Below are 25,928 nucleotides of genomic sequence, written 5' to 3' on the forward strand. Positions count from 1 at the left end.
CCATGACCGAACTGCCCCCTCTGCCCGTCGTGTCCGAGCGCGTGAGCGCTCTCCTCGAGCGCATGACGCTCGAGGAGAAGCTCGCCCAGCTCGTCGGCTACTGGCTCGACCGCGGAGGCGAGGTCGTCGCGCCGATGCAGGGCGAGATGGCCGGCGACGATGCGGGAGCCACACTCGCCGAGATCACGCGCGACGGCATCGGCCACTACACGCGCGTGTACGGCACGCGGCCCGTCGACCCGGCACAGCGCGCCGCGTGGCTGTGGGCGGAGCAGCGGCGGCTGAAGGCCGAGACCCGCCTCGGGATCCCCGCGATCGTCCACGAGGAGTGCCTCACCGGGCTCGCCGCGTGGAAGGCCGCGACCTTCCCGACGCCGCTCGCGTGGGGCGCGTCCTTCGATCCCGACCTCGTCGCCGAGATGGGCGCCGCGATCGGCGACACGATGCGCGAGCTCGGGATCCACCAGGGGCTCGCGCCCGTGCTCGACGTCATCGCCGACCCGCGCTGGGGCCGCGTCGACGAGTGCATCGCCGAGGACCCGTACCTCGTCGGCACGGTCGGCTCCGCCTACGTGCGCGGCCTGCAGAGCGCGGGCGTGCATGCGACGCTCAAGCACTTCCTCGGCTACTCGGCGTCGAAGGCGGGGCGCAATCACGCCCCCGTCTCGGCGGGGCCGCGAGAGCTCGCCGACGTCTACCTGCCCCCGTTCGAGATGGCGCTCCGCGACGGCGGCGCCCGATCGGTGATGAACAGCTACACCGACATCGACGGCGAGCCCGTCGCGGCGCATCCCGGACTGCTCACGACCGTCCTGCGGGACGAGCTCGGCTTCGACGGCGTCGTCGTCTCGGACTACTTCTCGGTCGCGTTCCTCGAGGTCATGCACGGCGTCGCGGCCGACCGCGGCGAAGCCGCCGTCCAGGCGCTCCAGGCCGGCATCGACGTCGAGCTGCCCGCGGGCGACGCCTATCTCGCGCCGCTGGCCGAGCAGGTGCGGTCGGGCGGGATCGACATCCGCTTCGTCGACCGCGCCGTGCTGCGGGTGCTCGCGCAGAAGGAGGAGCTGGGCCTCCTCGACGAGGACGCCTTCTCTGACGAGCCGCCCGTCGAGATCGACGTGGACTCGCCGCGACACCGCGCGATCGCCCGGCGACTGGCCGCGGAGTCGATCGTCCTCCTCCGCGACGAGGGAGCGGTGCCGCTTCCCGCAGCCGCGCGCCGCGTCGCCGTGATCGGCCCCAACGCCGACCGCGCCGAGGCGCTGCAGGGCTGCTACTCGTTCGCGAACCACGTCCTCGCGCATCACCCCGACCATCCGCTCGGATTCGAGATCCCGACCGTGCGCGAGGCGCTCGCCGCGGCGCTCCCGCAGGCGGAGATCGTGCACGCGCGCGGCTGCGAGGTCGAGGGCGACGACCGCTCGGGCTTCGCGGAGGCCGTCGAGCTCGTGCGCTCGGCCGACGTCGCGGTCGTCGTCGCGGGCGACCAGGCCGGGCTGTTCGGGCGCGGCACGGTCGGCGAGGGCAACGACGTCGAGTCGCTCGACCTGCCTGGCCCCCAGCGCGCGCTCGTCGAGGCCGCGGTCGCGACCGGCACGCCCGTCGTGCTCGTGCTCCTCACCGGCCGCCCGTATGCGATCGAGTGGGCGCTCGACGCGGAGACCGCGCCCACCGCTGTCCTGCAGGCGTTCTTCCCCGGAGAGGGCGGCGGGCTCGCGATCGCCGACGTCCTCACGGGGGCGTCCGCCCCGTCGGGACGTCTGCCGGTGTCGCTTCCGCGCTCGACCGGCGCACAGCCGTACCGCTATCTGCACCCGCGTCTGGGCGGCCCGTCCGACGTGACGTCGACCGACTCGACGCCGCTGCGTCCGTTCGGCTTCGGCCTGACCGGGACCACGTTCGCGTACGCCGACCTCGAGGTCGACGCCGCGGCACCGACCGACGGCGTGATCCGCGCGGCCGTGACCGTCACGAACACGGGCGAGCGCGCAGGGGTCGACGTCGTCCAGCTCTACGGGCGCGACGTCGTCGGGTCGATCGCGCGCCCCGTGGCGCAGCTGCTCGGCTACGCGCGCGTCGCGCTCGAGCCCGGCGCGTCCGCGCGCGTCGTGTTCGACGTGCCCGCTCAGCGCTTCGCGTTCAGCGACCGCCGTCTCGTCCGCGTCGTCGAGCCCGGCGACGTCGAGCTGTGGGTCGCGGCTCACGCCGAGGCGTCGTCTGTCCGCGCCGACGGCGACGGCTCGATCAGCAGCACGCGGGCGCGGGTCGAGCGGACGCTCCCGGGCGACGCGACCGCGCGCGCGACCGTCGTGCTCACGGGCGACGTGCACGAGGTGACGGGCGCGGACCCCCGGCTCGTCGAGGTGCGCGTCGACGCCCTCGAGCCGGCCGAGGCGCCCGTCAGCTGAGCGCTCCCGCGGTGCCGGGCGGTGGCCATCCGGAGCGGATGGCCACCGCCCGGCACCGCCGATCCGCGCGAGGGCAGAGCGCGCCGCCCGGCACGCCGCACCGCGCGCGCCACGGGACCCGGATATCGTGATCGGAACGACAAATGGCGAGGGGATCGCGATGGCGGAACGGGCGATGAGCGTCGAGGGCGTGCGGCGCCGCAACCTCGGCGAGGTGCTGCGGCTCGTGCACGAGGAGGGCGCCCAGTCGCGCGCCCGTATCACGGCCGCGACGGGCCTCAATCGCTCGACGGTCGCCGACCTCGTGGGCGCGCTCGTCGACGCCGGCCTCGTCGTCGAACGCGAGCCGGACCCCACGCGGCGCGTGGGCCGTCCGTCGCCGATCGTCGCACCCAGCGCCGATGTCGTCGCGATCGCCGCGAACCCCGAGGTGGACGCGCTCGAGATCGGCGCGATCGCCCTCGACGGCACCGTGCGCGCCCGCGCCCGCGAGGAGGTCGACCACCTGCTGACCCCTGAGGAGACGGCCGACGCCATCGCGCGGATCGTGAGCGGATGGCGAGAGGGCACCCTGCGCGACGTGCGGATGGTCGGGGTCGGGGTGGCCGTGCCGGGTCTCGTCCGCGCGGACGACGGCGTCGTGCGTCTCGCGCCGCACCTCGGCTGGCGCGATGCGGCCGTCGGGGCCCTCATCGCCGACCGCGTGGGGCTGCCGGTCGTCGTCGGCAACGACGCGACCCTCGGCGCGCGGGCCGAGCACCTGTTCGGAGCGGCCGAGGGGCACCGCGACGTCGTCTACCTCAACGGCGGTGCGAGCGGCATCGGCGGCGGGCTCATCCTCGATGGGCGGGTGATCGCCGGCGCAGGCGGCTACGCGGGGGAGTGGGGGCAGAACACGCCGGGCATCCTCGACGGAGCCGATCGCGCGACGCCCGGCGGCGTGCTCGAGGACGAGGTGAGCAGGGCGCGGCTCCTCGCGGCCCTCGGCCTGTCCTCGGCCGACGACCCGACCCTCGCCGCCGCGCTCGCCGAGTCGTCCGCTCCCGGAGTCGTCGACGAGGTCGCCCGCCAGCGGCGCATCCTCGCGACCGCGCTCGCGAATGCGGTCAACGTGCTGAACCCGTCGGCCATCGTCCTCGGCGGCTTCCTCGGCATGATCGTCGCCGCCGACCCCGAGGGGTTCGACGAGGCCGTCCGGCGTCATGCTCTCGCGGCGCCTGCCGAGGCGCTCGACATCCGTCCTGCGGCGCTCGCCGAGGACCGTCTCCTCATCGGCGCCGCCGAGGCCGCATTCGCTCCGCTGCTCGCCGATCCGCTCGCCTGAGGGCCGACGGTCGCCGCGGGACCCGGAGCCCGGCCCCGAAACCCGCCGCCGAGCCGCGCCGCCCCCGCCCCCGCGGCACTCAGCCGCGCGGGACGACGAGCCCGCCGTTGCGGCGATGCGGCAGTCGCGCGAGCGCCTCGTCACGCAGGGGCGCGGGCAGAAGGCGCTGCGGCGCATCCTGGTACGCCACGGGGCGCAGGAACCGCCGGATGGCGGTGGCTCCGACCGAGGTGTGCAGCGAGGTCGTCGCGGGCCACGGTCCGCCGTGGTGCTGCGACCACGTGACCGCGACGCCCGTCGGCCAGCCCGCGAACAGCACGCGCCCGGCGACCGCCGTGAGCGCGTCGACGAGCGCGTCGACCTCCTCGTCCTCCTCCGCATGCAGGGTCGCCGTGAGGCTGCCGGGGACGGCCGCGATCGCCCGGAGCAGCTGCTCCTCGTCGTCGTACGCGACGAGGAGGGTCGCGGGGCCGAAGACCTCCTCGAGGAGCACGTCGGGGCGCTCGGCGATCGCGGCGGCGTCCGTCGCGATGACGACCGGGCGCGCGCCATCCGATGCGGCGCCGTGCGCGATCACCGTCGCGGACGGGTCGGCGGCGAGCCGGTCGACGCCCTCGGGGAAGGCCTCGGTGATGCGGTCGGTGAGGAGAGGCCCGCCGTGCGCGTCGGCGACCTGCGCCGCGACGGCGTCCTCGAAGCCCGCTCCGCGCGGCACGAACACGACGCCGGGCTTGGTGCAGAACTGACCGGAGCCCAGCGTGAACGAGCCGACGAGCCCTGCGGCGAGCTCGTCGCGGCGGGCGGCTGCCGCGCCTCGCGTGACGACGACGGGATTGAGGCTGCCGAGCTCTCCGTAGAAGGGGATCGGGTCGGGTCGTCCGGAGGCGAGGTCGAACAGCGCGCGCCCTCCGGCGACCGAGCCCGTGAAGCCGGCGGCGCGCACCGCCGGATGCACCACGAGCGCGTTCCCCGCCGCGCGCCCCTCGACGAGCGCGAGGGAGCCGCTCGGCGCCCCCGCGGCCTCGAGCGCGGCGGCGGCGATCTGCGCGGTGCGCCGCGAGAGCTCGGGGTGCCCGGAGTGGGCCTTCACGACGACGGGATTCCCGGCGGCCAGGGCCGATGCCGTGTCGCCGCCGCAGACCGAGAACGCGAACGGGAAGTTCGACGCCGAGAACACCGCCACCACGCCGAGCGGCACGAGCAGACGGCGCAGCTCGGGCCGAGGCGGCGTGGCCGAGGGGTCGGCGTCGTCGACGGTGAGCTCGAGGTAGGAGCCCTCCTCGACGACGCCCGCGAAGAGGCGCAGCTGCCCGGTCGTGCGGGCGACCTCGCCGCGCAGGCGCGTGCCGCCGAGCCGCGTCTCGCGGTCGGCGATCTCGACGAGCTCGTCGGCGGCCGCGTCGAGCGCGTCGGCGAGTGCGCGCAGCCAGCGCGCGCGGGTGGCCGCGTCGGCGTCCCGCCATGCGGGGAACGCGGTGCGCGCGCGGGCGACGATCTCGTCGAGCTGGTCGGGTGTCGTGGTCATGAGGCGGCCTCCAGATCGGGATGGGAGCGGAAGCGCAGGCCGAGGCCGAGGTGCGGCGCCTCCGTGAGGCGCCCGTCTGCGATGCGCACCGGGCTGGGATCGGCGAGGGCCCCGAGATCGCCGAAGCCGGCGTCCTCGACGTCCTCCGCGAGCGGGTCGCCCGGGAGCGTGAGCGCGAGCTGCCCCGACAGCTCGGGCAGCAGGTGCGGATGCACCTGCACGCCGTGCGCGTGCGCGCGCTCGACGATCCGGAGGAAGGGCGTGATGCCGCCCACGCGCACGACGTTCGGCTGCGCGAAGCGGATGGCCCCGCTCGCGAGGAACTCCTCGAATCGATGCACGGTGTGCAGGTTCTCGCCCACCGCGATCGGCGTCGGGATGCGCCGCGACAGCTCGACATGACCCGCGAGGTCGTCGGCGCGCAGCGGCTCCTCGATCCATGCGGGCGCGAACGGGGCGAGCAGCTCCATCGCGGCGGCCGCGCGGCCGAGGTCCCACCGCTGGTTCGCGTCGATCATGAGGCCGCGGTCGGGTCCGAGCACCTCGCGCACGGCGGCGACGCGGTCGGCGTCCTCGGCGGGGTCGGGCCGGCCGACCTTGATCTTCACGGCGTCGAAGCCGGCATCGACCCAGCGGCGCACCTGCGCGACGAGCTCGTCCTGCGTGTAGTGCAGGTTCACGCCGCTGCCGTACGCAGTCACGCTGTCGCGACGGCGGCCGATGAGCGTCGAGAGCGGGGCACCGTGAGCGCGGCCCTCGGCGTCCCACAGGGCGAGGTCGAGCCCTGCGAGCGCGATCGTCGTGATGCCGCCGCCTCCGGCCTCGTGCAGGTGCCGCCACAGCTCATCCCACGTCCGCGTCGGGTCTGCGGGGCGGCCGATCGCGGCCGGAGCGATGTCGTGCTCGAGCATCGCGAGCACCGCCTCGGCGCCGATCTGCGGCGTCCACGAGAAGCCCCATCCGCGGGCGCCGTCCGAGCGGACGACGGTCGTGGCGATGACGCCGACGCTCGTGACGTCGGCCGCCCACGGGCGCACGAGCGGCACGCGCTCGAGGCGCGCCGTGAGCGAGCGGATGGTCGTCACGCGGCGAGCTCCCGCCCGCGTTCGAGGAGGGCCGCGAGGCGCGCGAGCTGGTCCGGGCTCGGGTCGATGAGCGGCGCGCGCACGGAGCCGACGTCGAGGCCCGAGAGTCGCACGCCGGCCTTGATGAGCGAGACGGCGAAGCCGGGCGTCTCGTCGCGGAGCGCGACGAGAGGCGCGTAGAAGCCCTCGAGGAGCGCGCGCTGTCGCGCGGTGTCGCCCGAGCGGTGCGCGGAGAAGAACGCGACGGCCACCTCCGGCAGCATCGCGAAGACGGCCGAGGAGTACATCGGCACGCCGATCGCGGTGTACGCCGCCTGCGACAGCTCGGCCGTGAGCAGCCCGTTGAAGAAGAGCACGTCGCGCTGGGCGCGGGCCGCCTCGAGCACGAACTGCTGCGCGAGCGCGACGTCGCCCGCGCCGTCCTTGATGCCGACGACGCGCGGGTTCTGCAGGAGGCGCGCGACCGACCCGGGGGAGAACTGCGCGTTCGCGCGGTGGTAGACGATCACGGGGAGGTCGCTCGCCGCGGCGATCTGCTCGACGTACGCGATGAGGCCCTCCTGCGGTGCGCCCACGAGGTACGGGGGCATGACGAGCAGGCCGTCGGCGCCGGCCTCCGCCGCGATGCGCGCGCAGGCGACCGCGTGGCCGAGCGGGCCGCCGGCTCCCGCGATGACGGGCACGCGTCCTGCCGTCGCGCGCACGGCGGCCGCGACGGCCGCGCGCACGTCCTCGAGCGACAGGGTGTGGAACTCGCCCGTGCCGCAGGCGGCGAACACGGCGCCCGGCTCGTGGGCGAGAGCGCCCGCGACGTGCTGCTCGACGAGGTCGGCGTCGACCCTGTCGTGCGCATCGAAGGCGGTCACCGGGAAGAACAGGACGCGGTCGGGGATGGCGAGGTCAGTCAAGGCGGTTCTCCTGTCGAGGGGATGCGGACACCGCGACGCGCTCGCCGAGCTCGTCGCGCCACGCGTGCTGGGGGCGCCACCCGAGCAGGCGCCGCGCCTTGGCGTTCGAGAACGCCGGAGCGGTGCCCGTGAGCTCGGCGGCCGCGCGGGCCGTGCCCGGGTGGAAGCGCGGGAGGAGGTCGCAGAGCGGCTCGCGTGCGAGGGCGTTGTCGGCGCCGACGAAGAACACCTCGCCGTTCGGGATGTCGCCCATGGCAGCGAGCAGCGTGTCGGCGAAGCGGGACACATCGCGCGCATCGACGTAGTTGAAGAGCGCGGGGGCCGACAGGGCCGGGTCGTCGAGCCGTTCGCGGACGGTGTGGCCCTGCTGGGTGGGCGCGCCCGCCCACTCCTCGGGGGCGATGACGTAGCAGGGGCGGAAGGCCGCATAGCGGACGGCGTCGCCGGTCTGACGACGCAGCATGCCGATGGACTGCTCGATGATGAGCTTCGACAGCGCGTACGCGTTCCAGGGGAGCGGGGGCGTGTCTTCGTCGAGCGGAAGCCGCTCGGGAGTCCAGCCCGTCGGCGCGCCGTAGCCGAGCACGGTCGGGCTCGACGCCGCGACGATCCTCCCGACGCCGGCCGCCGCCGCGGCTCCCATCACCGACACCGCGAGGCCCGCGTTCGCGCGCATGATGACGTCCTCGGGAGCGCTGAACGGGACGGCGATCGCCGCGAGGTGGATGAGGGCGTCCGGGCGCGTCTGCGCGATCGCGTCGGCCGCCGCGCCGGGGGCGCCGAGGTCGGCGGCGACCTGCTCGACGCCCGCGAGCTCGGGGGCGTCGGAGACCTGCCGGTCGACCGACACGAGGTCGTGGCCCGCGGCCGCGAGGCCCGCGACGAGCGTGCGGCCGAGGCGCCCCGCGCCGCCGGTCACGAGGATGCGGCTCACGGCCGGTCCTCGGCGAGCAGCGCGATGCCCAGGTCGGACACGCGCACGGGGAGTCCCGTCTCGAGCGAGCGGTTCCCGGCGATCCCGACGGCGATCGAGCGGATGCCGTCGCTCCAGTCGGCAGGGCGCCCGAGCGGGTCGTCGCCGGGGCCGACGAAGACGTCGGAGAGGAGCAGCGCGTCGCCGCCCCCGTGGCCCCCCTCGCCCGACCGGCGGATCTCGATCTCGACGGGCTCCTCCCAGTGCCGCTGCACGATGAGGCGCTCGCCGCTCGGGCGCAGGACCGACGTCTCCGCGTCGACCGCGCTCGGGTCGAGCACGGGATGGAGCCCCTCGTCGGGCACGAGGGATCCGCGCTCGACGACCTCGAGCTCGGCGCGGCCCTCGGTGCCGTTGATCGCGACGCGGTAGCCCTCCCACGGCGCATGGGCGTTGAGGGAGTAGCCGAGCGTGGCTCCCGACGCGTAGTCCACGACGAGAGCGAGGTTGTCCTCGATCGTGATGCCGTCGCTGAAGACGTCGCGGTCGCGCACGTAGCCGTCGTGCTGCTCGGCCTCGAGGTACAGGGTCTTCAGACGCGGGTCCTCGCGCAGGTCGAGCTCGAACGGATCGTGCGCGCCCTCGTGCGTGCCGCGCTCGGGTCGCTCGCCGAGCCCGCGCGCGGCCGCGTTCTGTGCACCGTAGAAGCGCAGACCGCCCGAGGCGAACACGCGCCGCGGCTCGCTCGCGATCCACCAGTTGACGAGATCGAAGTGGTGGCTCGACTTGTGCACGAGGAGCCCGCCCGAATGCGCCTTCTCGCGGTGCCAGCGGCGGAAGTAGTCTGCGCCGTGCTTCGTGTCGAGCATCCAGGAGAAGTCGATCGACGTGACCCGCCCGATCCGACCCGACCGCACGACCTCGCGCAGCGCGCTGTTGCGCGGGGAGTAGCGGTAGTTGAAGGTGATGACGACCTGACGGCCGGTGCGCGCGACCGCCTCCTCGATGCGCGCGGCGCTCGGGGCGTCGATCGTGAGCGGCTTCTCCACGACGACGTCGACGCCCGCCTCGAGCGAGCGCACGATCATCTCGGCGTGCGTGTCGTCGCGAGAGCAGATGACGACCCGCTCGATGCGCTCGTCGCGGATCATGTCCTCGAGGCGGTCGGGCGTCCAGACGCTCGGCGTCGGCAGTCCCTTGCCTGCGACCCGCTGCGCGTACACGTCGGCGCGGACCGGGTTGGGCTCGCACAGCGCGACGAGCGCCGCCCGGTCGGCGTAGCTGTCGGTGATCGCGTCGACATACATCTGGGCGCGGTGGCCGGTTCCGACGACGGCGTACCGGAGTTGGCTCATCGGTGAGTCCCTTCCTGAGAAAGCGGTTTCTCACGATACCACGAGGTCGCCTGCGGAGGCCAGCGTGTGGCTCAGGAAGCGGGCGGAGGGGCGGCGGTGCTGCCGCGCACGGCGAGCGTCGGCGCGAGCACGACGGGCGGCGCGGCCGCGTCATCCTCGAGAAGCGCCCGCATCGCGCTCCACGCGAGCTCGCCCATCCGATCGGTCGGAACGCTCGCGGTCGTGAGAGGCGGTGTCGTGTAGCGCGCGAACGGGATGTCGTCGAAGCCTGTCACGGACACCTCGTGCGGGACCGCGACCCCCTCTTCGTGGAGTGCGCTGAGGAGGCCCATGGCGACGAGGTCGTTGTAGGCGAGAACCGCCGTGGCCTCGTGGGCGCGCACGGTCGCGACCGCCGCGGAGCCGTCGGCGAAGCCCGTCCCGCAGGGCGCCTCGGCGATGTCGAGATCCGGATGGGCGGCCCTCGCCTCGGCGATCGCCGCGACGCGCCGCGCGTTCGACGCGCTGCCCGGGACGCCCGCGAGGTAGAGCAGTCGACGGTGGCCGAGCATCCGCAGGTGCTCGATGAGCTCGCGGAGTCCGCGGCCGTAGTCGGCCGCGACGACGGGGGCGCCGTCCCCTCCGCGGTTCACGAGCACGGCGGGAGCGAGACGCGGCAGCGCCGCGGCGAGCTCATCGTCGGGCATGCGCGGCGCGACGAGCACGATGCCGTCGGTGCGCCGGCGGGCCTGCAGCGCAAGCGCCGCCTCGTCGGCCGCGACCTCGGCGGAGTCGGCGACGAGCACGTGGTAGCCGTCGCCCGCCGCGGCCCGGCTCAGCGTGCGCAGGATGGCCTGGAAGGTCGGGTTCCCGAGATCGGGCACGAGCACCGCGACCGTCTGGGTCTTCCCGAGGGCCAGGCTTCGCGCGAGGGGGCTCGCGGTGTACCCGAGCTCGGCCGCCGCGTCCTGCACGCGCTGGACGAGGGCCGGGTCGACCTTCGGGTTGCCGTTCATGACCCGCGACACGGTCGCCGGCGACACTCCCGCGTGCTTCGCGACATCCGAGATGCGCAGCTTGGCCGTCATGGATTCGAGCGTATCCGCCGTCGGGCGATCATCCCGTCAGTGGTCGTCCGGGGTCGACAGGCGGTAGACGTGCGAAGCCGTGCGCGGATGCCGTCGTCCAGCCGGTCATCCGACCTCGAGCGTCGCGGGACGCGCGACGCCGCGCACGTCGATGCGGGGCCAGGCGGGGTCGACGCTCAGGACCTCGACGCCGCCCGCGCCATCGAGCACGACGGTGTCCTCGACCTTCACCCCCGGGGCCCAGGGGTTCCAGGCGAAGGCCTGGTTCTCCACCACGCGGTCGCGGAACGCGGGCACGGCCTTGGGGTCGCGTCCCGCGTATCCCGTCGGCCCGCCCTGGTGGTGGCGCAGCCAGCCGTCCTCGCCGAAGCCATGGCGCCGGTAGCTCGCGGCGATGTCGTCGAGCACGTCGCCGAGCGCGCGGCCCGCGCGCGTCGCCGCCCAGGCATCGGCCTCGACCTCGAGGACCCGCGGCGCGCCATCCGGCTCGGACCCGCGGAAGCGCACCCAGCGCGTGAGGCTCACGTGGAGGCCGTCGCGCTTCGCGGTCGCGACCGCCATCGCGCGGTCGCCGAGCGGGGCCGCCGTCGGCAGCGGGTGCTGCACCCCGCCCCGGGCGGCTCCCGCGGCGAGTACGACCGCCGGCTCGGCGCCGCGGGCAAGGATGGCGTGCGCGAGTCGCCCGGCGAGCTCGAACTCGGACATCTCGGGAGACGCCTCGGCGAGCACCTCGGTCATCGCGCGCGCGGCGTCGGCGCCGAGACGCCGGTAGCGCTCGTGCTCGACCGGGAGAAGGCTCGCGCGCGCCGCGCGCAGCTCGGCCTCGAGCTCGGCCTCGTCGACGACGCCCTCGATGGGCGGCGCGAGGGGCGCGAACCAGTCGACGGGCCGGACCTCGGCGCCGCCGATCTCCTCCTCCGCGAGACGCTCGGCCTCGTTGCGCGGGGCGGTCACGACGATCTCGCCGTCGACGCGGACCACCGCCGAGAAGACGGGCGGACCGCCGAGCGGGACCGAGGTGCGCGCCCCGTCGAGCAGCCAGGACAGGCTCGCGCCGGATGTCAGCTGCACGGCGGTCGCGCCGCGCCGGTCGAGGAGGTCCGCGATGCGCGCGAGCTTGTGCGGACGGTCGGTCGAGACGGCGGCTCTGCCGGTCAGCGTGGTCATGGGCGCTCCCTTGCTCGGCACACACTCTACGCGAGGAACCGGTTTCTCGGTGCGACGGCACGGCCGGTGCCGTCGCCACAGCAGGAGAATCGCGCGGCTGCAGGACGCGAACGCGCGGATGGTCCTGCTCCGGGCGGAAAGTCCTGCGCTCGACCGGGCTGCGCGGGACGCGCAGTGCGACGCGCTGCGACCGGCTGTGCGGACGAGGGCGCTAGGCGCGGGCGAGAGCCTGGTCGAGGTCGGCGATGATGTCGGCGGCCTCCTCGAGGCCGACCGAGATGCGGATGGTGCCCTGCGAGATGCCGGCGGCCGCGAGCTGGTCGGGCGTCATGTGGTTGTGCGTCATCGAGGCGGGGTGCGCGACGATCGTGCGCGCATCGCCGATGTTCGCCACGAGGCGGATGGTCCGCAGGGCGTCGATCACCCGCTCCACACGGTCGAACGTGTCCTCGTCGCTCGGCGCGAGCTCGAACGCGAACACGCTCGGCGAGCCCTTCGGGAGGTACGTCTCGGCGCGCGCCCGCCACGGATTCGTCTCGATCGACGGGTGGAAGACGACGCCGACCGACGGATGGGCGTCGAGGAAGGCCGCGACGGCCTTCGCGTTCTCGACGTGGCGGCTCACGCGCAGGTCGAGGGTCTCGAGCCCCTGGATGAGCTGGAACGCGTTGAAGGGGGAGAGCGCGGGGCCCAGATCGCCGACGAACTTCGACTTCACGAGGGTCGTGAAGGCGCGCTCGCGCCCGAAGGCCTCCCAGAGCGAGACGTCGCCGTAGCGCCAGTGCGGCACGAAGAGGCCGGGCCACTTCTCGGGCTCGGCGGAGAAGTCGAACGTGCCGAGGTCGACCACGACGCCGCCGAGCGACGAGCCGTGTCCGCCGATGAACTTCGTCGCGGAGTGCACGACGATGTCGGCGCCGAAGTCGCGGGGGCGGAGGAGGAACGGCGTCGCGACCGTGTTGTCGATCACGAGGGGCACGCCGGCCTCGTGGGCGATGTCGGCGACCGCCGAGATGTCGAGCACCTGCGCGATCGGGTTCGCGACCGACTCGGCGAAGAACGCGCGTGTGCTCGGACGGACCGCGCGGCGCCATCCGTCGAGGTCGTCCTGGTCGACGAACGTGACGTCGAGGCCGAAGTCGCGGAAGGTGTCGTCGAAGAGGTCGACCGTGCCCCCGTACAGCTGACTCGCCGCGACGATGTGGCCACCGCGCCCCAGCAGGGCGAGCGTCGCGAGCGCGACCGCGGCCTGGCCCGAGGCGACGGCCGCCGCGGCCACGCCGCCCTCGAGACGCGCGAGGCGCTGCTCGAGCACGGCCTGCGTCGGGTTGTTGTTGCGGCTGTAGATGTAGCCCTTCTCGCGCAGCGCGAACTTCTCGCGCGCCTCGGTGAGCGACGAGAAGGCGTAGGCCGAGGACTGGTACACGGGAGGGAGCACCGTGAACTCGGGCGTGCCCGGCACGTAGCCCGCGTGGAGCTGGGTCGTGGCGAATCCCGCCGTCGGCTCGGCCTGTGTCATGCGGCCATTCTGTCGACCCGCACGGGGTCGCCCGGAATCCGTATGACGCCGTGTTTCGGCGCGGGAATGCCGCGCTGGGTCAGGGGATGAGCAGCACCTTGCCGTTCGCGCCCTCCTCGACGAGCCGATGCGCCTGCGGCGCCTCGGCGAGCGGGAGCGCTTCGCCGATCTCGACGCTGAACCGCCCGGCGGCCAGGAGCGCGAGCGCGACCGGCACCGCTTCCAGCCGCCAGGCCTCCTGCTGCGGCGTGAGCGGCCGAGGCGAGCCTCCGCTGAAGGCGCGGATGCCGAGCGCGTCGGCCTTCGCGCCCTGCACGAGCGTGGCGATCCGCGTGCGGTCGTCGAGGAGCTCGAGTGACGCGTGCAGCGCCTCGTCGGTGCCGACGGCGTCGAGGATCACGGTCGGACCGTGCGGGGCGAGCGCGCGCGCACGGTCGACGAGGCCCGGCCCGTACGCGACCGGCTCGCCGCCGAGCCCGCGCACGCGGTCGGCCCGCGCGTCGCTCGTCGTGGCGATGACGCGTGCGCCGGCGAGCACGGCGAACTGGATGACCGCCTGTCCGACGGCGCCCGAGCCGCCGTGCACGAGGAGCGTGTCGTCGGCGCGCACGCCGAGCGAGCGCAGGGCCTGGTACGCCGTCCCGATCGGGATGCCGAGCGCTGCGCCCTGTGCGGCCGTGACGCCCGCGGGACGCGCGAACACGTGATCGGCCGGTGCGACGACATCCGTCGCGTAGGCGCCCTGCGCGCCCGTGAACGCGACCGGGTCGCCGACGCGGAAGCCGTCGACGTCCGCGCCGACCGCGGTGATGTGGCCGGCGCCGTCGCTGCCGACGCGGCGGGGCTCGGTGATCGGCGGAGTGGGGCGCAGCCCGGTCCTGAGCTTCCACTCGACGGGGTTCACGCCGGCCGCCTCGACCCGGATGGCGACCTCGCCGGGTCCGGGGACGGGATCGGGGACGTCTGCGAGCGTCAGGACCTCGGGGCCGCCGAGCTCGGTGTGCTGGATCGCCTTCGCCATGCCTTCACGGTAGCGCGCGGAAGGGGCGCCGGGACCGATCCCGACGCCCCTTCCGCTCGAGGTCAGGCGCGCGCGGCTGCGGCCTCGGCTGCCGCGACGTGCGCGGGGGCGACCGGCACGAGGCGGCTGAGCTGCGTCACGTGGCGCGGCTCGAGCTCCTCGAGGGTGGACACGCCGAGGAGCGCCATCGTGCGCTCGATCTCGGTCCGCAGGATCGCGATCATGCGGTCGACGCCCGCACGGCCGCCCGCCATGAGCCCGTAGAGGTACGCGCGGCCGACGAGCGTGAACTTCGCCCCGAGCGCGACCGAGGCGACGATGTCGGCGCCGTTCATGATGCCCGTGTCGATCATCACGGTCGCGTCGGAGCCGACCTCGCGCACGACGTTCGGCAGCAGGTGGAACGGCACGGGGGCGCGGTCGAGCTGACGGCCGCCGTGGTTGGACAGCACGATGCCGTCGACGCCGAGGTCGACGAGGCGCTTGGCGTCCGGCACGTTCTGCACGCCCTTCACGACGAGCTTGCCGGGCCACATCGAGCGGATGATGTCGAGGTCGTCGTACGAGATGGTCGGGTCCATCGCGGCGTTGAGCAGGTCGCCGACCGTGCCGCCCGTCGACGAGAGCGACGCGAACTCGAGCTTGGGCATCGTGAGGAAGTCGAACCACCACCACGGGCGCGGGATGGCGTTCACGATCGTGCCGAGGGAGAGCTGCGGGGGGATCGAGAAGCCGTTGCGCTTGTCGCGCAGGCGGGCTCCCGCGACCGGGGTGTCGACCGTGAACATGAGGGTGTCGAACCCGGCCTTGGCGGCGCGCTCGACGAGGCCGTACGAGATCTCGCGCTGGCGCATCACGTAGAGCTGGAACCAGTTGCGGCCGTTCGGGTTCGTCGCCTTGACGTCCTCGATCGAGGTCGTGCCGAGCGTCGACAGCGTGAACGGGATACCCGCGGCGGCGGCGGCGCCCGCGCCCGCGTACTCGCCCTCGGTCTGCATGAGGCGCGTGAACCCGGTGGGCGCGATGCCGAACGGGAGCGCGCTCGGCCCGCCGAGGATCGTCGTCGACGTGTCGACGTGCTCGGCCGGCCGGAGGATGTCGGGGTGGAACTCGATGTCCTCGAAGGCCTGGCGGGCGCGCGCGATCGAGAGCTCTCCCTCGGCGGCGCCGTCGGTGTAGTCGAACGCGGCCGCCGGTGTGCGGCGCTTGGCGATCGCGCGCAGGTCGTACGTCGTGAGCGCCGCCTCGAGACGGCGTCGCTTGCCGTTGAGGTCGGGCTTCTTGAACTGCATGAGCTCGAGGAGCTCAGCGGGGTTGGGCAGCTGGCGCTTGAGCATTCTGCTCCCTCTCCATGGTGATCTGGTCGTAGTAGGTCGTGATGTGGTCGTGGATGGCCGTGGCGGCGGCGTCCTCGTCGGAGTCGGCGATCGCCGCGAGGATGCCGCGATGCTCATCGCGAAGCCGCGCGCAGGTCGCGGTCCAGTCGCCGACCGCGTGCGCTCCCGCGGTCACATAGGACTCGATCGCCGATCGGAGGCCCGCCATCGTCGCCGTGATGACCTGGTTGCCCGAGGCCTCGGCGAGCGAGAGGTGGAACTGCTGATCGAGCGCGAGGAACTCGGCCTCCGAGAGCGAGGGCTCGTCCATCGCGTCGAGGAGCGACGTCGCGGCCGAGAGGTCGGGGGAGATGCGCGCGAGGTGGCGCGCGACGTGCGTCTCCAGCACGAGGCGCGTGTCGACGATGTCGGACACGGGGAACCCGGTGGCCGCGAGCTGCAGCCGCATGAGGGCCGACATCCCGCCGCCGGGGACCGCGACGATGATCGCGCCTGACGAGGGGCCTGAGCCGGTCGCCGTGCGGACGAGGCCGAGCACCTCGAGCACGCGGATGGCCTCGCGCACGCTCGAGCGCCCGACGCCGAGCTCGGCCGCGAGCGCACGCTCGCCGGGGAGGCGGTCGCCGGGGGCGAGCGATCCGTCGAGCAGGGCGCGCTCGAGGTGGGAGAGGACGCTCTCCCAGGCGCGCTGATCGTCTGCCATGACGTCTCCTGTGGTCTGACCACTGTGGTCAGACCACACGTTATCACGTCTGCGGGGTAGCGTCGAGGGATGCCCCGCTCCCCGCTTCCGCAGCGTCACGGCCTCGATGCGGCGTGGGTGCGGACGCCGCGCACGAGCCCGCACGCCTCGTTGCGCGACCACCTCGCCGCGCACATGCCGCGCCTGCGGCCCGAGCGTCTCGACGAGATGCTCGACGAGGGCGCCTTCGTCGACGACGAGGGGCGCCCGTTCGCCCCGGATGCGCCGTTCCGTCCCCATATGTTCGTCTGGTTCCACCGCGATCTGCGCGAGGAGGCGGAGGTGCCGTTCCCGCTCGAGGTGCTGCACCAGGACGAGCGGATCGTCGTGGTCGACAAGCCGCACTTCCTCGCGACAATCCCGCGCGGCCGGCACGTCCAGCAGAGCGTCGTCGTGCGCGCTCGCCGCATGCTCGGCCTCCCCGAGCTCTCGCCGGCGCACCGTCTCGACCGCGTGACCGCGGGGGTCCTCCTCCTCATGACCGAGCGGCGGTGGCGGCGCGCCTACCAGTCGATGTTTGAGGAGCGCGTGCCGCAGAAGGAGTACGAGGCGGTGGCCGCGGCGCCCGGCGACCTCGAGCTGCCCGCGCACGTGCGCAGCTGCATCACCAAGGAGCACGGCGTCATGCAGGCGTTCGAGCACGACGACCGCCCGCCGAACGCGCACACGCTCATCGAGCTCATCGAGGAGCGCGGCGGCCTCGCGCGCTATCGAGCGACGCCCTTCACGGGGAAGACCCACCAGATCCGCCTGCACATGAACCGGATCGGGCGGCCGATCGTCGGCGACCCCATCTACCCGCGCGTGCAGGAGGTCGACATCGACGACTTCTCATCCCCTCTGCAGCTGCTCGCGCGCACGCTGCGGTTCGTCGACCCCGTCGACGGCACGGAGCGGGAGTTCGAGAGCCGACGGGTGCTGGAGGCGTTCCCAGCGCAGAAGTGACGGCGCGGTGCGTTGGGCGACGCACGTCCGTGCCCCGCGGGCGCGGTGTCTGAGGCCTGACGCCGGGATTGGGAGCGACGATCCCACGCCCGCTTCGTTATCGTTCTGTGACCTTTTGTGCTTCGTTCGGGGTCGTAGGGGTCTTCGAATGTCGGTGGTGGGCGGGACACTGGTGTCATGAGCGATGGGGCCGTGTGGGGTGAAGGGGATGGTCCGTGCCCGACGGCTGCGGAGTGTGCGGCGGTGGAGTCGGCGATCGAGGCGATCCGGGCGGCGGACAGGGTGATCGCTCATGCGCAGGCGGCGCGTCAGATGGCGTTGGCGTCGGCGTCGCAGGTGGCGTGGGCGCAGCATGAGCGGCAGGTCGCGGCCGGGGGCTCGTCGCGGGCGTGGGCGCATCGGGCGATCGCGGAGGAGATCGCCGCGGCCACGCACACCCCGGGCCGGTCGGTGGAGCGGCAGATGAACGACGCGACGGTCCTCGTCTCCCGGTTCCCGGTGGTGCGGGACCGGCTCGCGGCGGGGACGGTGTCGCTCCCGCACGCGCGCACGATCGTGCTGTGCGCGGACCGCATCGACGACCCTGCCGTGCGCGCGACGTATGAGGTGCGGGTGCTGGAGCGGTTGGACCGGGTGCCGATGACCGCGGCGGCGTTGGCGGAGGTGGCGCGGAAGGTCGCGCAGGAGCTGGACCCGGTCTCGATCAGCGACCGCCACAAGGCGGCCAGGCGGAGGCGGCGGGTGGGGTTCCGTCCCGGGGAGGACGCGATGGGCGCGTTCGATGCGGAGGTGGCGAACGTGCTCGGGGTGGGGATGATGGACCGCATCGACCAGATGGCGAAGTCCGTCATCGCCGCCCGCGCCGCCGCCCGCCGCGCTGGCGACCCGGTCGCGCTCGCGGATGACCGCTCGCTGGATGAGATCCGGGCGGACATCTTCACCGACCTCACCCTCACCGGCACCCCCACCGGCCACGACCACCTCTACGGCGCCACCTTCAACTGTGCGGATGCGAAAGCCGGCGATGTCGGACTCGGCGCCACAGGCACAAGCGGCGCGGATGCGGACGTGAAGGCGGGTGATGTGGGCCTGGGCGTCATGGGCGTCGACGGCGACGCGGGCGCAAGCGCTGACGCGGGCGCTCGCGCGGACGCGCGCAGGTCACCCGGCGCGACCGCCGGATCCGGTTCGGACGCTGCCTCGACCGCGGGATCGGGTGCGGCGTTCCGTTCCCGGAAATCTCCGGCGGTCGGGCTCGGCGCGATCCGCGGGAGCGTGCACATCACCATCCCCGCCACCGCACTGGCGGACCCCACGAACCGGACCGAGGGCGCCACCCTTGCCGGGGCAGGCCCGATCCCGATCATCGACGCCAAGCAGATCGCCGCGGACGCGACGATCTGGAACCGTGCGTTCACCGACGCGAACACCGGGGTCCTCCTCACCGTCGATCAGAGATTCCCCACCACCGCGCAGCGGCGGTTCCTGAAGGCCCGAGACGAGCGGTGCCGGTTCCCCGGGTGCCGGCAGGCCATCCGCAAGCACTACGTCGACATCGACCACACCCACCCCCACTCCCGCGGCGGGCCCACGAACGTGGCCAACCTCGAGTACCTCTGCGAGACGCACCACATGCTCGAGCAGATGACCCAATGGGCCGTGAAACAGGGCCCCGGCGGCGTGCTCGAATGGACCTCCCCCAACGGGCACGTCTACACCGACACCCCACCACCCGTCGCCCGCTTCACCCCACCCGACGACGAACCACCACCCTTCTGACACGACACCGCGTCTCAGGGGAGAACTCTGCCCTCGGTCATGCGCGCCCTGAGCGCTCAGACCCCCGAGACGATCGCGTTGTCGAGCTGATCGGCGTCGAGGCCGTGGCCGTTCGCGCGGTTGGTCAGCAGCGTCCACGCGATGCCCGCGGTCGGATGGATCCAGAACTCGGTGCCCGACCATCCCGCGTGCCCGTAGACATCGCGGTCGATGAGGGCGGGCGCTCGCGTGCGGAGGTTCCACGAGAAGCCCCAGTCCTGTCCGCGCTCCGCGGGGTACGGCTCGAGGCGCGGCACGCCGGTCGTGAGTGGGCGGAGCATCATCTCGAGGGTGGCGGGGCGCACGATGTCCGCGCCGCCGCGGAGCAGGGCCGAGCCGAGCGCCAGGAGCGCTCCCGCCGTGCCGATGGCGCCCGCGCCCGGGTGCCGCGAGGCGGCGAAGCGGTCGAGGTCGAGACTCGCCTCGATGTCGGGGATGCGGTGCGGGTCCGCGTCCTCGTCCAGGACGAGTCCGGGCGCGAAGGCGCGCACCTCGTCCTCCCACGACCGTCCTGTCGCGTGGCGGATGAGCTCGGCCGCGCCCTGGAACGCGATCGACGAGTAGCGCGATGCGGTGCCGACGGCGAAGTCGCGGCCAGGGCGGCGCAGCGCCGCGGCGAGCCCCTCGACCGGGTCGAGCGCCGGCTCGATGAGCCCCGAGGTGTGCGCCATGAGGTGCTCGAGGCGCACGACGTCGTCGCGGGCGGCGGCCGCCTCGGGCACGGCGTCGGCGAGCGGGGTCTGCGACGTGAGCAGGCCGCGCTCGATCGCGCGCGCGGCGGCGAGCCCCGTGAGCACCTTCGTGATCGAGAACAGGCGGTACGGATCGTCGATCCGCGCGGTGCGGCCATCCGTCGCGCCGAAGGCATCGAGCGCGACGACGCCGTCGGCCGTCGCGATGCCGAGGACCGCGGTCGGGATGCGGCCCGCGTCGACGTGGCGGCGCGTCCAGTCGAACGCCGCGCCCCAGCCGGTCATGCGCGGGGCGCGAAGCGTCGCGGCGCGGTCGTGCGCGCCACGAGCTCGCGAAGATCCTCGAGGGAGCCGGAGATCTCGCCGAGCGCGCGGGCCTGGACGAGCACGTTGCCGAGGGCGGTCGCCTCGACGGGCCCGGCGAGCACGGGGAGACCGGCGCGATCGGCGGTGAGCTGGCAGAGGAGCTCGTTGAGCGAGCCGCCGCCCACGAGGTGGATGGCGTTCACGCGCTTGCCGGAGAGCTCGGCGGCGGCGTGGACGGCGTCGGCGAACGCCGACGCGAGGCTCTCGACGATGCAGCGCGCGAACGCGGCACGGGACTGCGGCACGGCGAGCCCGCGTTCGGACAGCCAGCTCGCGATCCGGTCGGGCATCCCGCCCGGCGCCGTGAAGACGGGGTCGTTCGCATCGAAGACGGGCTGCGGCGTCTCGACGGCCGCGGCCTCGGCGAGCAGGGCGGGCAGGTCGATGGTCTCGCCCGACTCGCGCTCCCACGCGCGCACCGACTCCGAGAGGAGCCACAGGCCCATGACGTTGTGCAGGAAGCGCACGCGGCCGTCGACGCCGCCCTCGTTCGTGAAGTTCGCGGCGCGGCTCGCCTCGGTGAGGACCGGCGCGTCGAGCTCGACGCCGACGAGGCCCCACGTGCCGCAGCTGATGTACGCCGCATCGGGGTCGGTCATCGGGATCGCCGCGACGGCCGAGGCCGTGTCGTGCGAGCCGACCGCGATGACGGGCGCGTCGAGCCCCGTGGCCGTGCGCACGGCGTCGCGCAGCGGGCCGATGCGGTGGCCGGGCTGCACGAGGGTCGGCAGGAGGCGCGAGGGGATGCCGAGGCTCTCGGCGAGGGGGCGGTTCCAGTCTCCACCGCCCACGCGCAGGAGTCCCGTGGTCGACGCGTTCGTGCTCTCGGCGACCTTCTCGCCGGTCAGCCAGTAGGCGATGAGGTCGGGGATGAGCAGGGCCTCGTCGGCGAGGTCGAGCGTGCCGGCGATGCGGTCGGCGGCGAGCTGGTAGAGCGTGTTGAACGCGAGGAACTGCAGACCGTTCTCGCCGTACAGCTCCTCGAACGGAGCGACCGCGTGGACGGCGTCGACGCCGGCGGCGGTGCGGGCATCGCGATAGTGATAGGGCGTGCCGAGCATGCGGCCGCCGCGGAGGAGAGCGTAGTCCACGGCCCACGAGTCGATCCCGATGGCGGCGACGTCGCCGGTCTGCGCGGCGGCGCGGAGGCCCTCGACGATCGAGCGGTAGAGCTCGAGGATGTTCCAGTGCAGCCCGTCGATCGTCTCGACCGGGGTGTTGGGGAAGCGCGCGACGGCTTCCAGGCGCAGCTCGTCGGGGCCGACGTGGCCGAGCATGACCCGGCCGCTCGTGGCTCCGAGGTCGACGGCGGCGACGGTGACGGTCATGGGCGGGACGCTCCTCAGGGGAAGGGGATGGCGGGGGAGGAGCCCGGCGCGCGCGTGTGCGGTCGCGCGCGCCGGGCTCCGGGACGGGTCAGCGCAGGAAGGCGGCTGCGACGCCCGAGTCGACGGGGATGTGGAGACCCGTGGTGCGGCTGAGCTCGGGGCCCGTGAGCACGTAGACCGCGTCGGCCACGTTCTCGGGGACGACCTCGCGCTTGAGGATGGTCCGGTTCGCGTAGAACTGGCCGAGGTCCTCTTCCTTCACGCCGTAGGTGGCGGCGCGGTTGGCGCCCCAGCCGGCGGCGAAGATGCCCGAGCCGCGCACGACGCCGTCGGGGTTGATGCCGTTCACGCGGACGCCGTGCTCGCCGAGCTCCACCGCCAGCAGACGCACCTGGTGCGCCTGGTCGGCCTTGGTCGCCGAGTAGGCGATGTTGTTCGGGCCCGCGAAGACCGAGTTCTTCGACGAGATGTAGATCACGTCGCCGCCCATGCCCTGCTCGATGAGCGCCTTGGCGGCCGCCTTCGAGACGAGGAACGAGCCCTTCGCCATGACGTCGTGCTGGAGGTCCCAGTCCTTCTCGGTGGTCTCGAGCAGCGGCTTCGACAGCGACAGGCCGGCGTTGTTGACGACGAGGTCGATGCCGCCGAATGCGAGCAGCGTGGCGTCGATCGCGGCCTGGACGCCCTCCGCGTCGGCGACGTTCGCCGCGACGCCGATCGCGACGTCCGAGTCGCCGAGCTCGGCGGCCGCCGCCTGCGCCTTCTCGAGGTCGAGGTCGGCGACGACGACGCACGCGCCCTCGGCGGCGAGGCGCTTCGCGATGGCCTTGCCGATGCCCGATGCGGCGCCCGTGACGAACGCGATGCGACCCTGGTGGGTCTTGGGCTTCGGCATGCGCTGGAGCTTGGCCTCCTCGAGCGCCCAGTACTCGATGCGGAACTTCTCCGCGTCGGAGATCGGCGTGTACGTCGAGAGGGCCTCTGCGCCGCGCATGACGTTGATCGCGTTGACGTAGAACTCGCCCGCGACGCGCGCGGTCTGCTTGTTCGCTCCGTACGAGAACATGCCGACGCCGGGGACGAGAACGATGAGCGGGTCGGCGCCGCGGATGGCCGGGCTGTCGGCGGTCGCGTGCGCCTCGTAGTACGCCGTGTAGTCGGCGCGGTACTGTTCGTGCAGCTCCTTGAGGCGCGCGATCGACTCCTCCACCGACGCGGTTGCGGACAGGTCGAGCAGCAGCGGCTTGACCTTGGTGCGGAGGAAGTGGTCGGGGCAGCTCGTGCCGAGCTCGGCGAGCGCGGGCGCCTTCTCCGAGGCGAGGAAGTCGAGCACCGTGTCCGAGTCGGTGAAGTGGCCGACCATCGGCTTGTCGGTGGACGCGAGGCCGCGGATCGTCGCGGCGAGCGCGGCGGCCTTCGCGCGGCGCTCGGCCTCGGGGAGGGCCTCGAAGCCCGGGCGGACGCCGCCGAACGGGTCGGCCTTGCCGTTCTCGTCGATGTACTTCTGCGCGGTCTCGATGATCCAGAGCGAGTTGCGCTCGCTCTCCTCGCTCGTGTCGCCCCACGCCGTGATGCCGTGACCGCCGAGGATCGTGCCGACCGCCTGCGGGTTGGCCTTCTTGATCTCCGCGATGTCGAGGCCGAGCTGGAAGCCGGGGCGGCGCCACGGGACCCAGACCACCTTGTCGCCGAAGATCCGCGCGGTCAGCTCCTCGCCATCCGCCGCGGTCGCGATCGCGATCCCGCTGTCGGGGTGCAGGTGGTCGACGTGCGCGGCGTCGACGAGGCCGTGCATCGCCGTGTCGATCGACGGCGCCGCACCCCCCTTGCCGTGCAGGCAGTAGTCGAAAGCCGCGACCATCTCGTCCTCGCGCTCGATGCCGGGGTAGACGTCGACGAGCGCGCGCATGCGGTCGAGGCGGAGCGCGGCGAGGCCCTTCTCGGTGAGCGTGCCCAGGTCGCCGCCCGAGCCCTTCACCCAGAGCAGCTCGACGGGCTCGCCGGTCACCGGGTCGGTGTCCGTGCCCTTGGCCGACGTGTTGCCGCCGGCATAGTTCGTGTTCTTCGGGTCGGCGCCCAGCCGGTTCGACCGGGCGATGAGGTCAGCGACAGTGGGGTTCGTCATGAGGATCCTTCGAGGGATGTCGGACGCGTCGGAGGCACCGCGTCGTGTGCTCTGTTGTGAATTATCTCACGAAGTAACACGCGAGGCAATGGTCGTCCGCGGAATCGGCCGTGCGGCCGGTCAGAGGATGGCGACCCGCTCGCGATAGGGGGCGAGTGCGGGGTCGCGGGGGTCGAGCTCGGTCACGAGGAGCGAGATGCGCTGCCACGGGAGGCCGAGCGCCAGGGCGTTCTGCCCCAGCTTCGCGCTGTCGGCGAGGAGGATGGTCTCGTCCGCCGACTCCGCGAAGGCCGCCTTCACCTGCGCCTCGGCCATCGTCACCTCGAACGCTCCGCGCTCGGGCTCGAGCGCCGACGCCGACGTGAAGAAGCGCCGGTAGTGCAGGCTCCGGGCGGCGGCGCACGCGATCGGGCCGACGAAGCTGTCCGTGCGCGGCTCGGCCTCGCCGCCCACGAGGATGGCGGTGACGCCCGGTGCGCGCCGGGCGACCTGGAAGTTCTCGTGCGAGTTGGTCGCGACGAGGAGCTCGCGCGCGGTGTCGTCGGGGAGCTGCGAGAGGAGCACCCCGACCGTCGACGATGCGTCGGCCGCGATCGCGCCGTCGAGCGGGAGGAGGTGCTGCACCTTGCGTGCGATGGCGAGCTTCGCCTCCGCGCCCGTGGCCATCCGCTCGGTGAACGAGCGCGGCCGCGCGGATGCGACGGCGCCGCCGCGGACGCGCCGCAGCATCCCCTCCGCCTCGAGGTCGGCGAGGTCGCGGCGCACGGTCATCGCCGAGACGTCGAGCGCCGAGGCCGCCTCGTCGATCCGGACCCGGCCGCTCTTCGAGAGGAGGTCCAGGATGCGCGCGCGGCGCGCCTCGGCGTCGACGGTCCCGGTGGTGGCCATATCGCCGATGCTATCTCCGGAGGGCGAGGCCGCTTACGCGCCCCAGCCCGCCTGCACGCCGCCGACGCGCTCGGCCTCGATCCGCTCCTGGTAGCCGGAGGCGAGGTAGGCGGCCATGGGGTCGGCGGGCAGGCCGCGCGACTCGCGCCACTGCGCGAGGGCCGGGCGCACGTCGGTGTAGAACGCGTCCATGAACACCGCGTTCGCGGCGAGCACGTCTCCCGAGACCTGCGCGGCACGGAGCGCGTCCTGGTCGACGAGCAGCGCGCGGGCCGTCATCTCCTGGACGTTCAGCACCGAGCGGATCTGGCCGAGGATCTTGTTCTCGACGTTGTGGCACTGGTCGAGCATGAACGCGACGTCGGGGTTCGCGTAGCCGCCGCCGCGGATGACCTCGAAGAGGATGCGGAAGAGCTGGAACGGGTCGGCCGCGCCCACGATGAGGTCGTCGTCGGCGTAGAACCGCGAGTTGAAGTCGAACGAGCCGAGCTTGCCGAGGCGAAGCAGCTGCATGACGATGAACTCGATGTTCGTGCCCGGCGCGTGGTGTCCCGTGTCGAGGCACACCATCGCGCGCTCGCCGAGCGTGACCACCTGCGCGTACGACGTGCCCCAGTCGGGCACATCGGTGTGGTAGAACGCGGGCTCGAAGAACTTGTACTCGAGCACGAGGCGCTGCTCGCCCGAGAGGCGCTCGTAGATCTTCTGGAGCGAGTCGTTCAGGCGGTCCTGCCGGCCGCGCATGTCGGCCTGGCCGGGGTAGTTCGATCCCTCGGCGAGCCAGATCTTGAGGTCGCGCGAGCCGGTCGCGTTCATGACGTCGATGCACGCGAAGTGGTGGTCGATCGCCTTCTGGCGGATCGCCGCGTCCTCGTGCGTGAGGGCGCCGAACTTGTAGTCGTCGTCCTGGAAGGTGTTCGAGTTGATCGTGCCGAGCGCGACGCCGTTGTCCTCGGCGTGCTTGCGCAGGTCGTCGAAGCTGTCGACGAGGTCCCACGGGATGTGCAGGGCGACGGATGGCGCGAGCGCGGTGAGCCTGTTCACCTGCGCGGCGTCGGAGATCTTCTCGAACGGGTCGCGCGGCGTGCCGGCGGTCGCGAAGACCTTGAAGCGGGTGCCGGAGTTGCCGAACGCCCAGGACGGGAGCTCGATCGCCTGCTTCTCGAGCTGGCCGAGGATCTCGTCGCTCAGGACGGAGGAGGGGGTCGTCATCGACAGTGCCTTTCGCTTTAAAACGATTCAATCGATCGTCGTGTTCATGGTGGCACAGCGCCGGCGCGAGGTCAACCGGCGCGGCCGTCCGACCCGATCCGCACGCGGTCGTCGTCGCTGACGTGCGGTCACGACGCGGGCACGATCCGGCGTGCCGGATCACCGCGCGCGGCGACCGGGAAT

20 protein-coding genes are annotated in these 25,928 nt (G+C 73.3%); 4 read left to right on the top strand and 16 right to left on the bottom strand.

What is annotated here, in order from left to right:
• Nucleotides 1-2: 2 nt before the first annotated feature.
• Both GC092_RS05295 and GC092_RS05300 read left to right on the top strand, forming a co-directional pair.
• Nucleotides 3-2,408, top strand: a complete 2,406-nt coding sequence (locus tag GC092_RS05295; RefSeq protein WP_324014319.1) for a beta-xylosidase/alpha-l-arabinosidase — start codon at nt 3-5, stop codon at nt 2,406-2,408.
• Between the two features lie 160 nt (nt 2,409-2,568).
• Nucleotides 2,569-3,732, top strand: coding sequence for an ROK family protein (locus GC092_RS05300; protein ID WP_324014320.1), 1,164 nt, complete (start codon nt 2,569-2,571; stop codon nt 3,730-3,732).
• Between the two features lie 79 nt (nt 3,733-3,811).
• Here the strand turns inward: GC092_RS05300 and GC092_RS05305 are convergent, their stop codons facing one another.
• From GC092_RS05305 to GC092_RS05355, 11 genes are all read right to left on the bottom strand, one after another.
• Nucleotides 3,812-5,257 carry an aldehyde dehydrogenase (NADP(+)) gene (locus GC092_RS05305; protein ID WP_324014321.1) on the bottom strand — a complete coding sequence of 482 codons (1,446 nt, stop codon included), beginning with the start codon at nt 5,255-5,257 and terminating at the stop codon, nt 3,812-3,814.
• Nucleotides 5,254-6,342, bottom strand: coding sequence for a mandelate racemase/muconate lactonizing enzyme family protein (locus GC092_RS05310; protein WP_324014322.1), 1,089 nt, complete (start codon nt 6,340-6,342; stop codon nt 5,254-5,256). Before GC092_RS05310 ends, GC092_RS05305 begins: the two co-directional genes overlap by 4 nt.
• A complete protein-coding gene (locus tag GC092_RS05315; protein WP_324014323.1) occupies nt 6,339-7,250 on the bottom strand; it encodes a 5-dehydro-4-deoxyglucarate dehydratase in 912 nt (303 codons plus the stop codon). Before GC092_RS05315 ends, GC092_RS05310 begins: the two co-directional genes overlap by 4 nt.
• The gene (locus GC092_RS05320; protein WP_324014324.1) at nt 7,243-8,184 is read right to left on the bottom strand and encodes an NAD-dependent epimerase/dehydratase family protein; all 942 of its coding nucleotides are present in this window, start codon (nt 8,182-8,184) and stop codon (nt 7,243-7,245) included. The genes GC092_RS05315 and GC092_RS05320 overlap by 8 nt, the downstream gene beginning before the upstream one ends.
• Entirely contained in the window at nt 8,181-9,518 is a 1,338-nt protein-coding gene (locus GC092_RS05325) for a Gfo/Idh/MocA family protein (protein WP_324014325.1), read from the bottom strand. Before GC092_RS05325 ends, GC092_RS05320 begins: the two co-directional genes overlap by 4 nt.
• 71 nt (nt 9,519-9,589) lie before the next feature.
• Entirely contained in the window at nt 9,590-10,585 is a 996-nt protein-coding gene (locus tag GC092_RS05330; protein ID WP_324014326.1) for a LacI family DNA-binding transcriptional regulator, read from the bottom strand.
• 105 nt (nt 10,586-10,690) lie between these two features.
• Nucleotides 10,691-11,752, bottom strand: coding sequence for a M24 family metallopeptidase (locus GC092_RS05335; protein WP_324014327.1), 1,062 nt, complete (start codon nt 11,750-11,752; stop codon nt 10,691-10,693).
• Between the two features lie 211 nt (nt 11,753-11,963).
• Nucleotides 11,964-13,271: an O-acetylhomoserine aminocarboxypropyltransferase/cysteine synthase family protein gene (locus tag GC092_RS05340; RefSeq protein ID WP_324014328.1), complete on the bottom strand. Its 1,308-nt coding sequence runs from the start codon at nt 13,269-13,271 to the stop codon at nt 11,964-11,966.
• 79 nt (nt 13,272-13,350) lie between these two features.
• On the bottom strand, nt 13,351-14,292 hold the full coding sequence (locus tag GC092_RS05345) for a quinone oxidoreductase family protein (RefSeq protein WP_324014329.1): 942 nt from the start codon (nt 14,290-14,292) through the stop codon (nt 13,351-13,353).
• Nucleotides 14,293-14,354: 62 nt separating this feature from the next.
• The gene (locus tag GC092_RS05350) at nt 14,355-15,629 is read right to left on the bottom strand and encodes an alpha-hydroxy acid oxidase (RefSeq protein ID WP_282978589.1); all 1,275 of its coding nucleotides are present in this window, start codon (nt 15,627-15,629) and stop codon (nt 14,355-14,357) included.
• Nucleotides 15,598-16,332 (bottom strand): FadR/GntR family transcriptional regulator, encoded by a 735-nt coding sequence (locus tag GC092_RS05355; protein WP_324014330.1) that lies wholly within the window; start codon nt 16,330-16,332, stop codon nt 15,598-15,600. The genes GC092_RS05350 and GC092_RS05355 overlap by 32 nt, the downstream gene beginning before the upstream one ends.
• 69 nt (nt 16,333-16,401) lie before the next feature.
• On the opposite strand from GC092_RS05355, the gene GC092_RS05360 reads away from it, so the two are divergent.
• Both GC092_RS05360 and GC092_RS05365 read left to right on the top strand, forming a co-directional pair.
• Nucleotides 16,402-17,316, top strand: a complete 915-nt coding sequence (locus GC092_RS05360) for a pseudouridine synthase (RefSeq protein WP_324014331.1) — start codon at nt 16,402-16,404, stop codon at nt 17,314-17,316.
• 177 nt (nt 17,317-17,493) lie between these two features.
• On the top strand, nt 17,494-19,095 hold the full coding sequence (locus GC092_RS05365; RefSeq protein WP_324014332.1) for an HNH endonuclease signature motif containing protein: 1,602 nt from the start codon (nt 17,494-17,496) through the stop codon (nt 19,093-19,095).
• Between the two features lie 56 nt (nt 19,096-19,151).
• Here the strand turns inward: GC092_RS05365 and GC092_RS05370 are convergent, their stop codons facing one another.
• The 5 genes from GC092_RS05370 to rhaI form a co-directional block, all read right to left on the bottom strand.
• A complete protein-coding gene (locus GC092_RS05370; RefSeq protein WP_324014333.1) occupies nt 19,152-20,111 on the bottom strand; it encodes a serine hydrolase domain-containing protein in 960 nt (319 codons plus the stop codon).
• Nucleotides 20,108-21,520 (bottom strand): rhamnulokinase, encoded by a 1,413-nt coding sequence (locus GC092_RS05375; protein WP_324014334.1) that lies wholly within the window; start codon nt 21,518-21,520, stop codon nt 20,108-20,110. Before GC092_RS05375 ends, GC092_RS05370 begins: the two co-directional genes overlap by 4 nt.
• An 88-nt stretch (nt 21,521-21,608) precedes the next feature.
• The gene (locus GC092_RS05380; protein ID WP_324014335.1) at nt 21,609-23,645 is read right to left on the bottom strand and encodes a bifunctional aldolase/short-chain dehydrogenase; all 2,037 of its coding nucleotides are present in this window, start codon (nt 23,643-23,645) and stop codon (nt 21,609-21,611) included.
• 120 nt (nt 23,646-23,765) lie between these two features.
• Nucleotides 23,766-24,533, bottom strand: coding sequence for a DeoR/GlpR family DNA-binding transcription regulator (locus tag GC092_RS05385; protein ID WP_324014336.1), 768 nt, complete (start codon nt 24,531-24,533; stop codon nt 23,766-23,768).
• 33 nt (nt 24,534-24,566) lie between these two features.
• On the bottom strand, nt 24,567-25,745 hold the full coding sequence (gene rhaI, locus GC092_RS05390; RefSeq protein ID WP_324014337.1) for an L-rhamnose isomerase: 1,179 nt from the start codon (nt 25,743-25,745) through the stop codon (nt 24,567-24,569).
• Nucleotides 25,746-25,928 lie beyond the last annotated feature (183 nt).

The organism is Microbacterium sp. JZ37, assembly GCF_035188445.1.
In the GTDB taxonomy this organism is placed as follows: domain Bacteria; phylum Actinomycetota; class Actinomycetes; order Actinomycetales; family Microbacteriaceae; genus Microbacterium; species Microbacterium barkeri.

Excerpts from the sequence above, each read along its gene's own strand:
- GC092_RS05295 (WP_324014319.1), top strand. The coding sequence starts at position 3 with ATGACCGAACTGCCCCCTCTGCCCGTCGTGTCCGAGCGCGTGAGCGCT.
- GC092_RS05300 (WP_324014320.1), top strand. The coding sequence starts at position 2,569 with ATGGCGGAACGGGCGATGAGCGTCGAGGGCGTGCGGCGCCGCAACCTC.
- GC092_RS05305 (WP_324014321.1), bottom strand. The coding sequence starts at position 5,257 with ATGACCACGACACCCGACCAGCTCGACGAGATCGTCGCCCGCGCGCGC.
- GC092_RS05325 (WP_324014325.1), bottom strand. The coding sequence starts at position 9,518 with ATGAGCCAACTCCGGTACGCCGTCGTCGGAACCGGCCACCGCGCCCAG.
- GC092_RS05330 (WP_324014326.1), bottom strand. The coding sequence starts at position 10,585 with ATGACGGCCAAGCTGCGCATCTCGGATGTCGCGAAGCACGCGGGAGTG.
- GC092_RS05335 (WP_324014327.1), bottom strand. The coding sequence starts at position 11,752 with ATGACCACGCTGACCGGCAGAGCCGCCGTCTCGACCGACCGTCCGCAC.
- GC092_RS05340 (WP_324014328.1), bottom strand. The coding sequence starts at position 13,271 with ATGACACAGGCCGAGCCGACGGCGGGATTCGCCACGACCCAGCTCCAC.
- GC092_RS05345 (WP_324014329.1), bottom strand. The coding sequence starts at position 14,292 with ATGGCGAAGGCGATCCAGCACACCGAGCTCGGCGGCCCCGAGGTCCTG.
- GC092_RS05350 (WP_282978589.1), bottom strand. The coding sequence starts at position 15,629 with ATGCTCAAGCGCCAGCTGCCCAACCCCGCTGAGCTCCTCGAGCTCATG.
- GC092_RS05355 (WP_324014330.1), bottom strand. The coding sequence starts at position 16,332 with ATGGCAGACGATCAGCGCGCCTGGGAGAGCGTCCTCTCCCACCTCGAG.
- GC092_RS05360 (WP_324014331.1), top strand. The coding sequence starts at position 16,402 with ATGCCCCGCTCCCCGCTTCCGCAGCGTCACGGCCTCGATGCGGCGTGG.
- GC092_RS05365 (WP_324014332.1), top strand. The coding sequence starts at position 17,494 with ATGAGCGATGGGGCCGTGTGGGGTGAAGGGGATGGTCCGTGCCCGACG.
- GC092_RS05370 (WP_324014333.1), bottom strand. The coding sequence starts at position 20,111 with ATGACCGGCTGGGGCGCGGCGTTCGACTGGACGCGCCGCCACGTCGAC.
- GC092_RS05375 (WP_324014334.1), bottom strand. The coding sequence starts at position 21,520 with ATGACCGTCACCGTCGCCGCCGTCGACCTCGGAGCCACGAGCGGCCGG.
- GC092_RS05380 (WP_324014335.1), bottom strand. The coding sequence starts at position 23,645 with ATGACGAACCCCACTGTCGCTGACCTCATCGCCCGGTCGAACCGGCTG.
- GC092_RS05385 (WP_324014336.1), bottom strand. The coding sequence starts at position 24,533 with ATGGCCACCACCGGGACCGTCGACGCCGAGGCGCGCCGCGCGCGCATC.
- rhaI (WP_324014337.1), bottom strand. The coding sequence starts at position 25,745 with ATGACGACCCCCTCCTCCGTCCTGAGCGACGAGATCCTCGGCCAGCTC.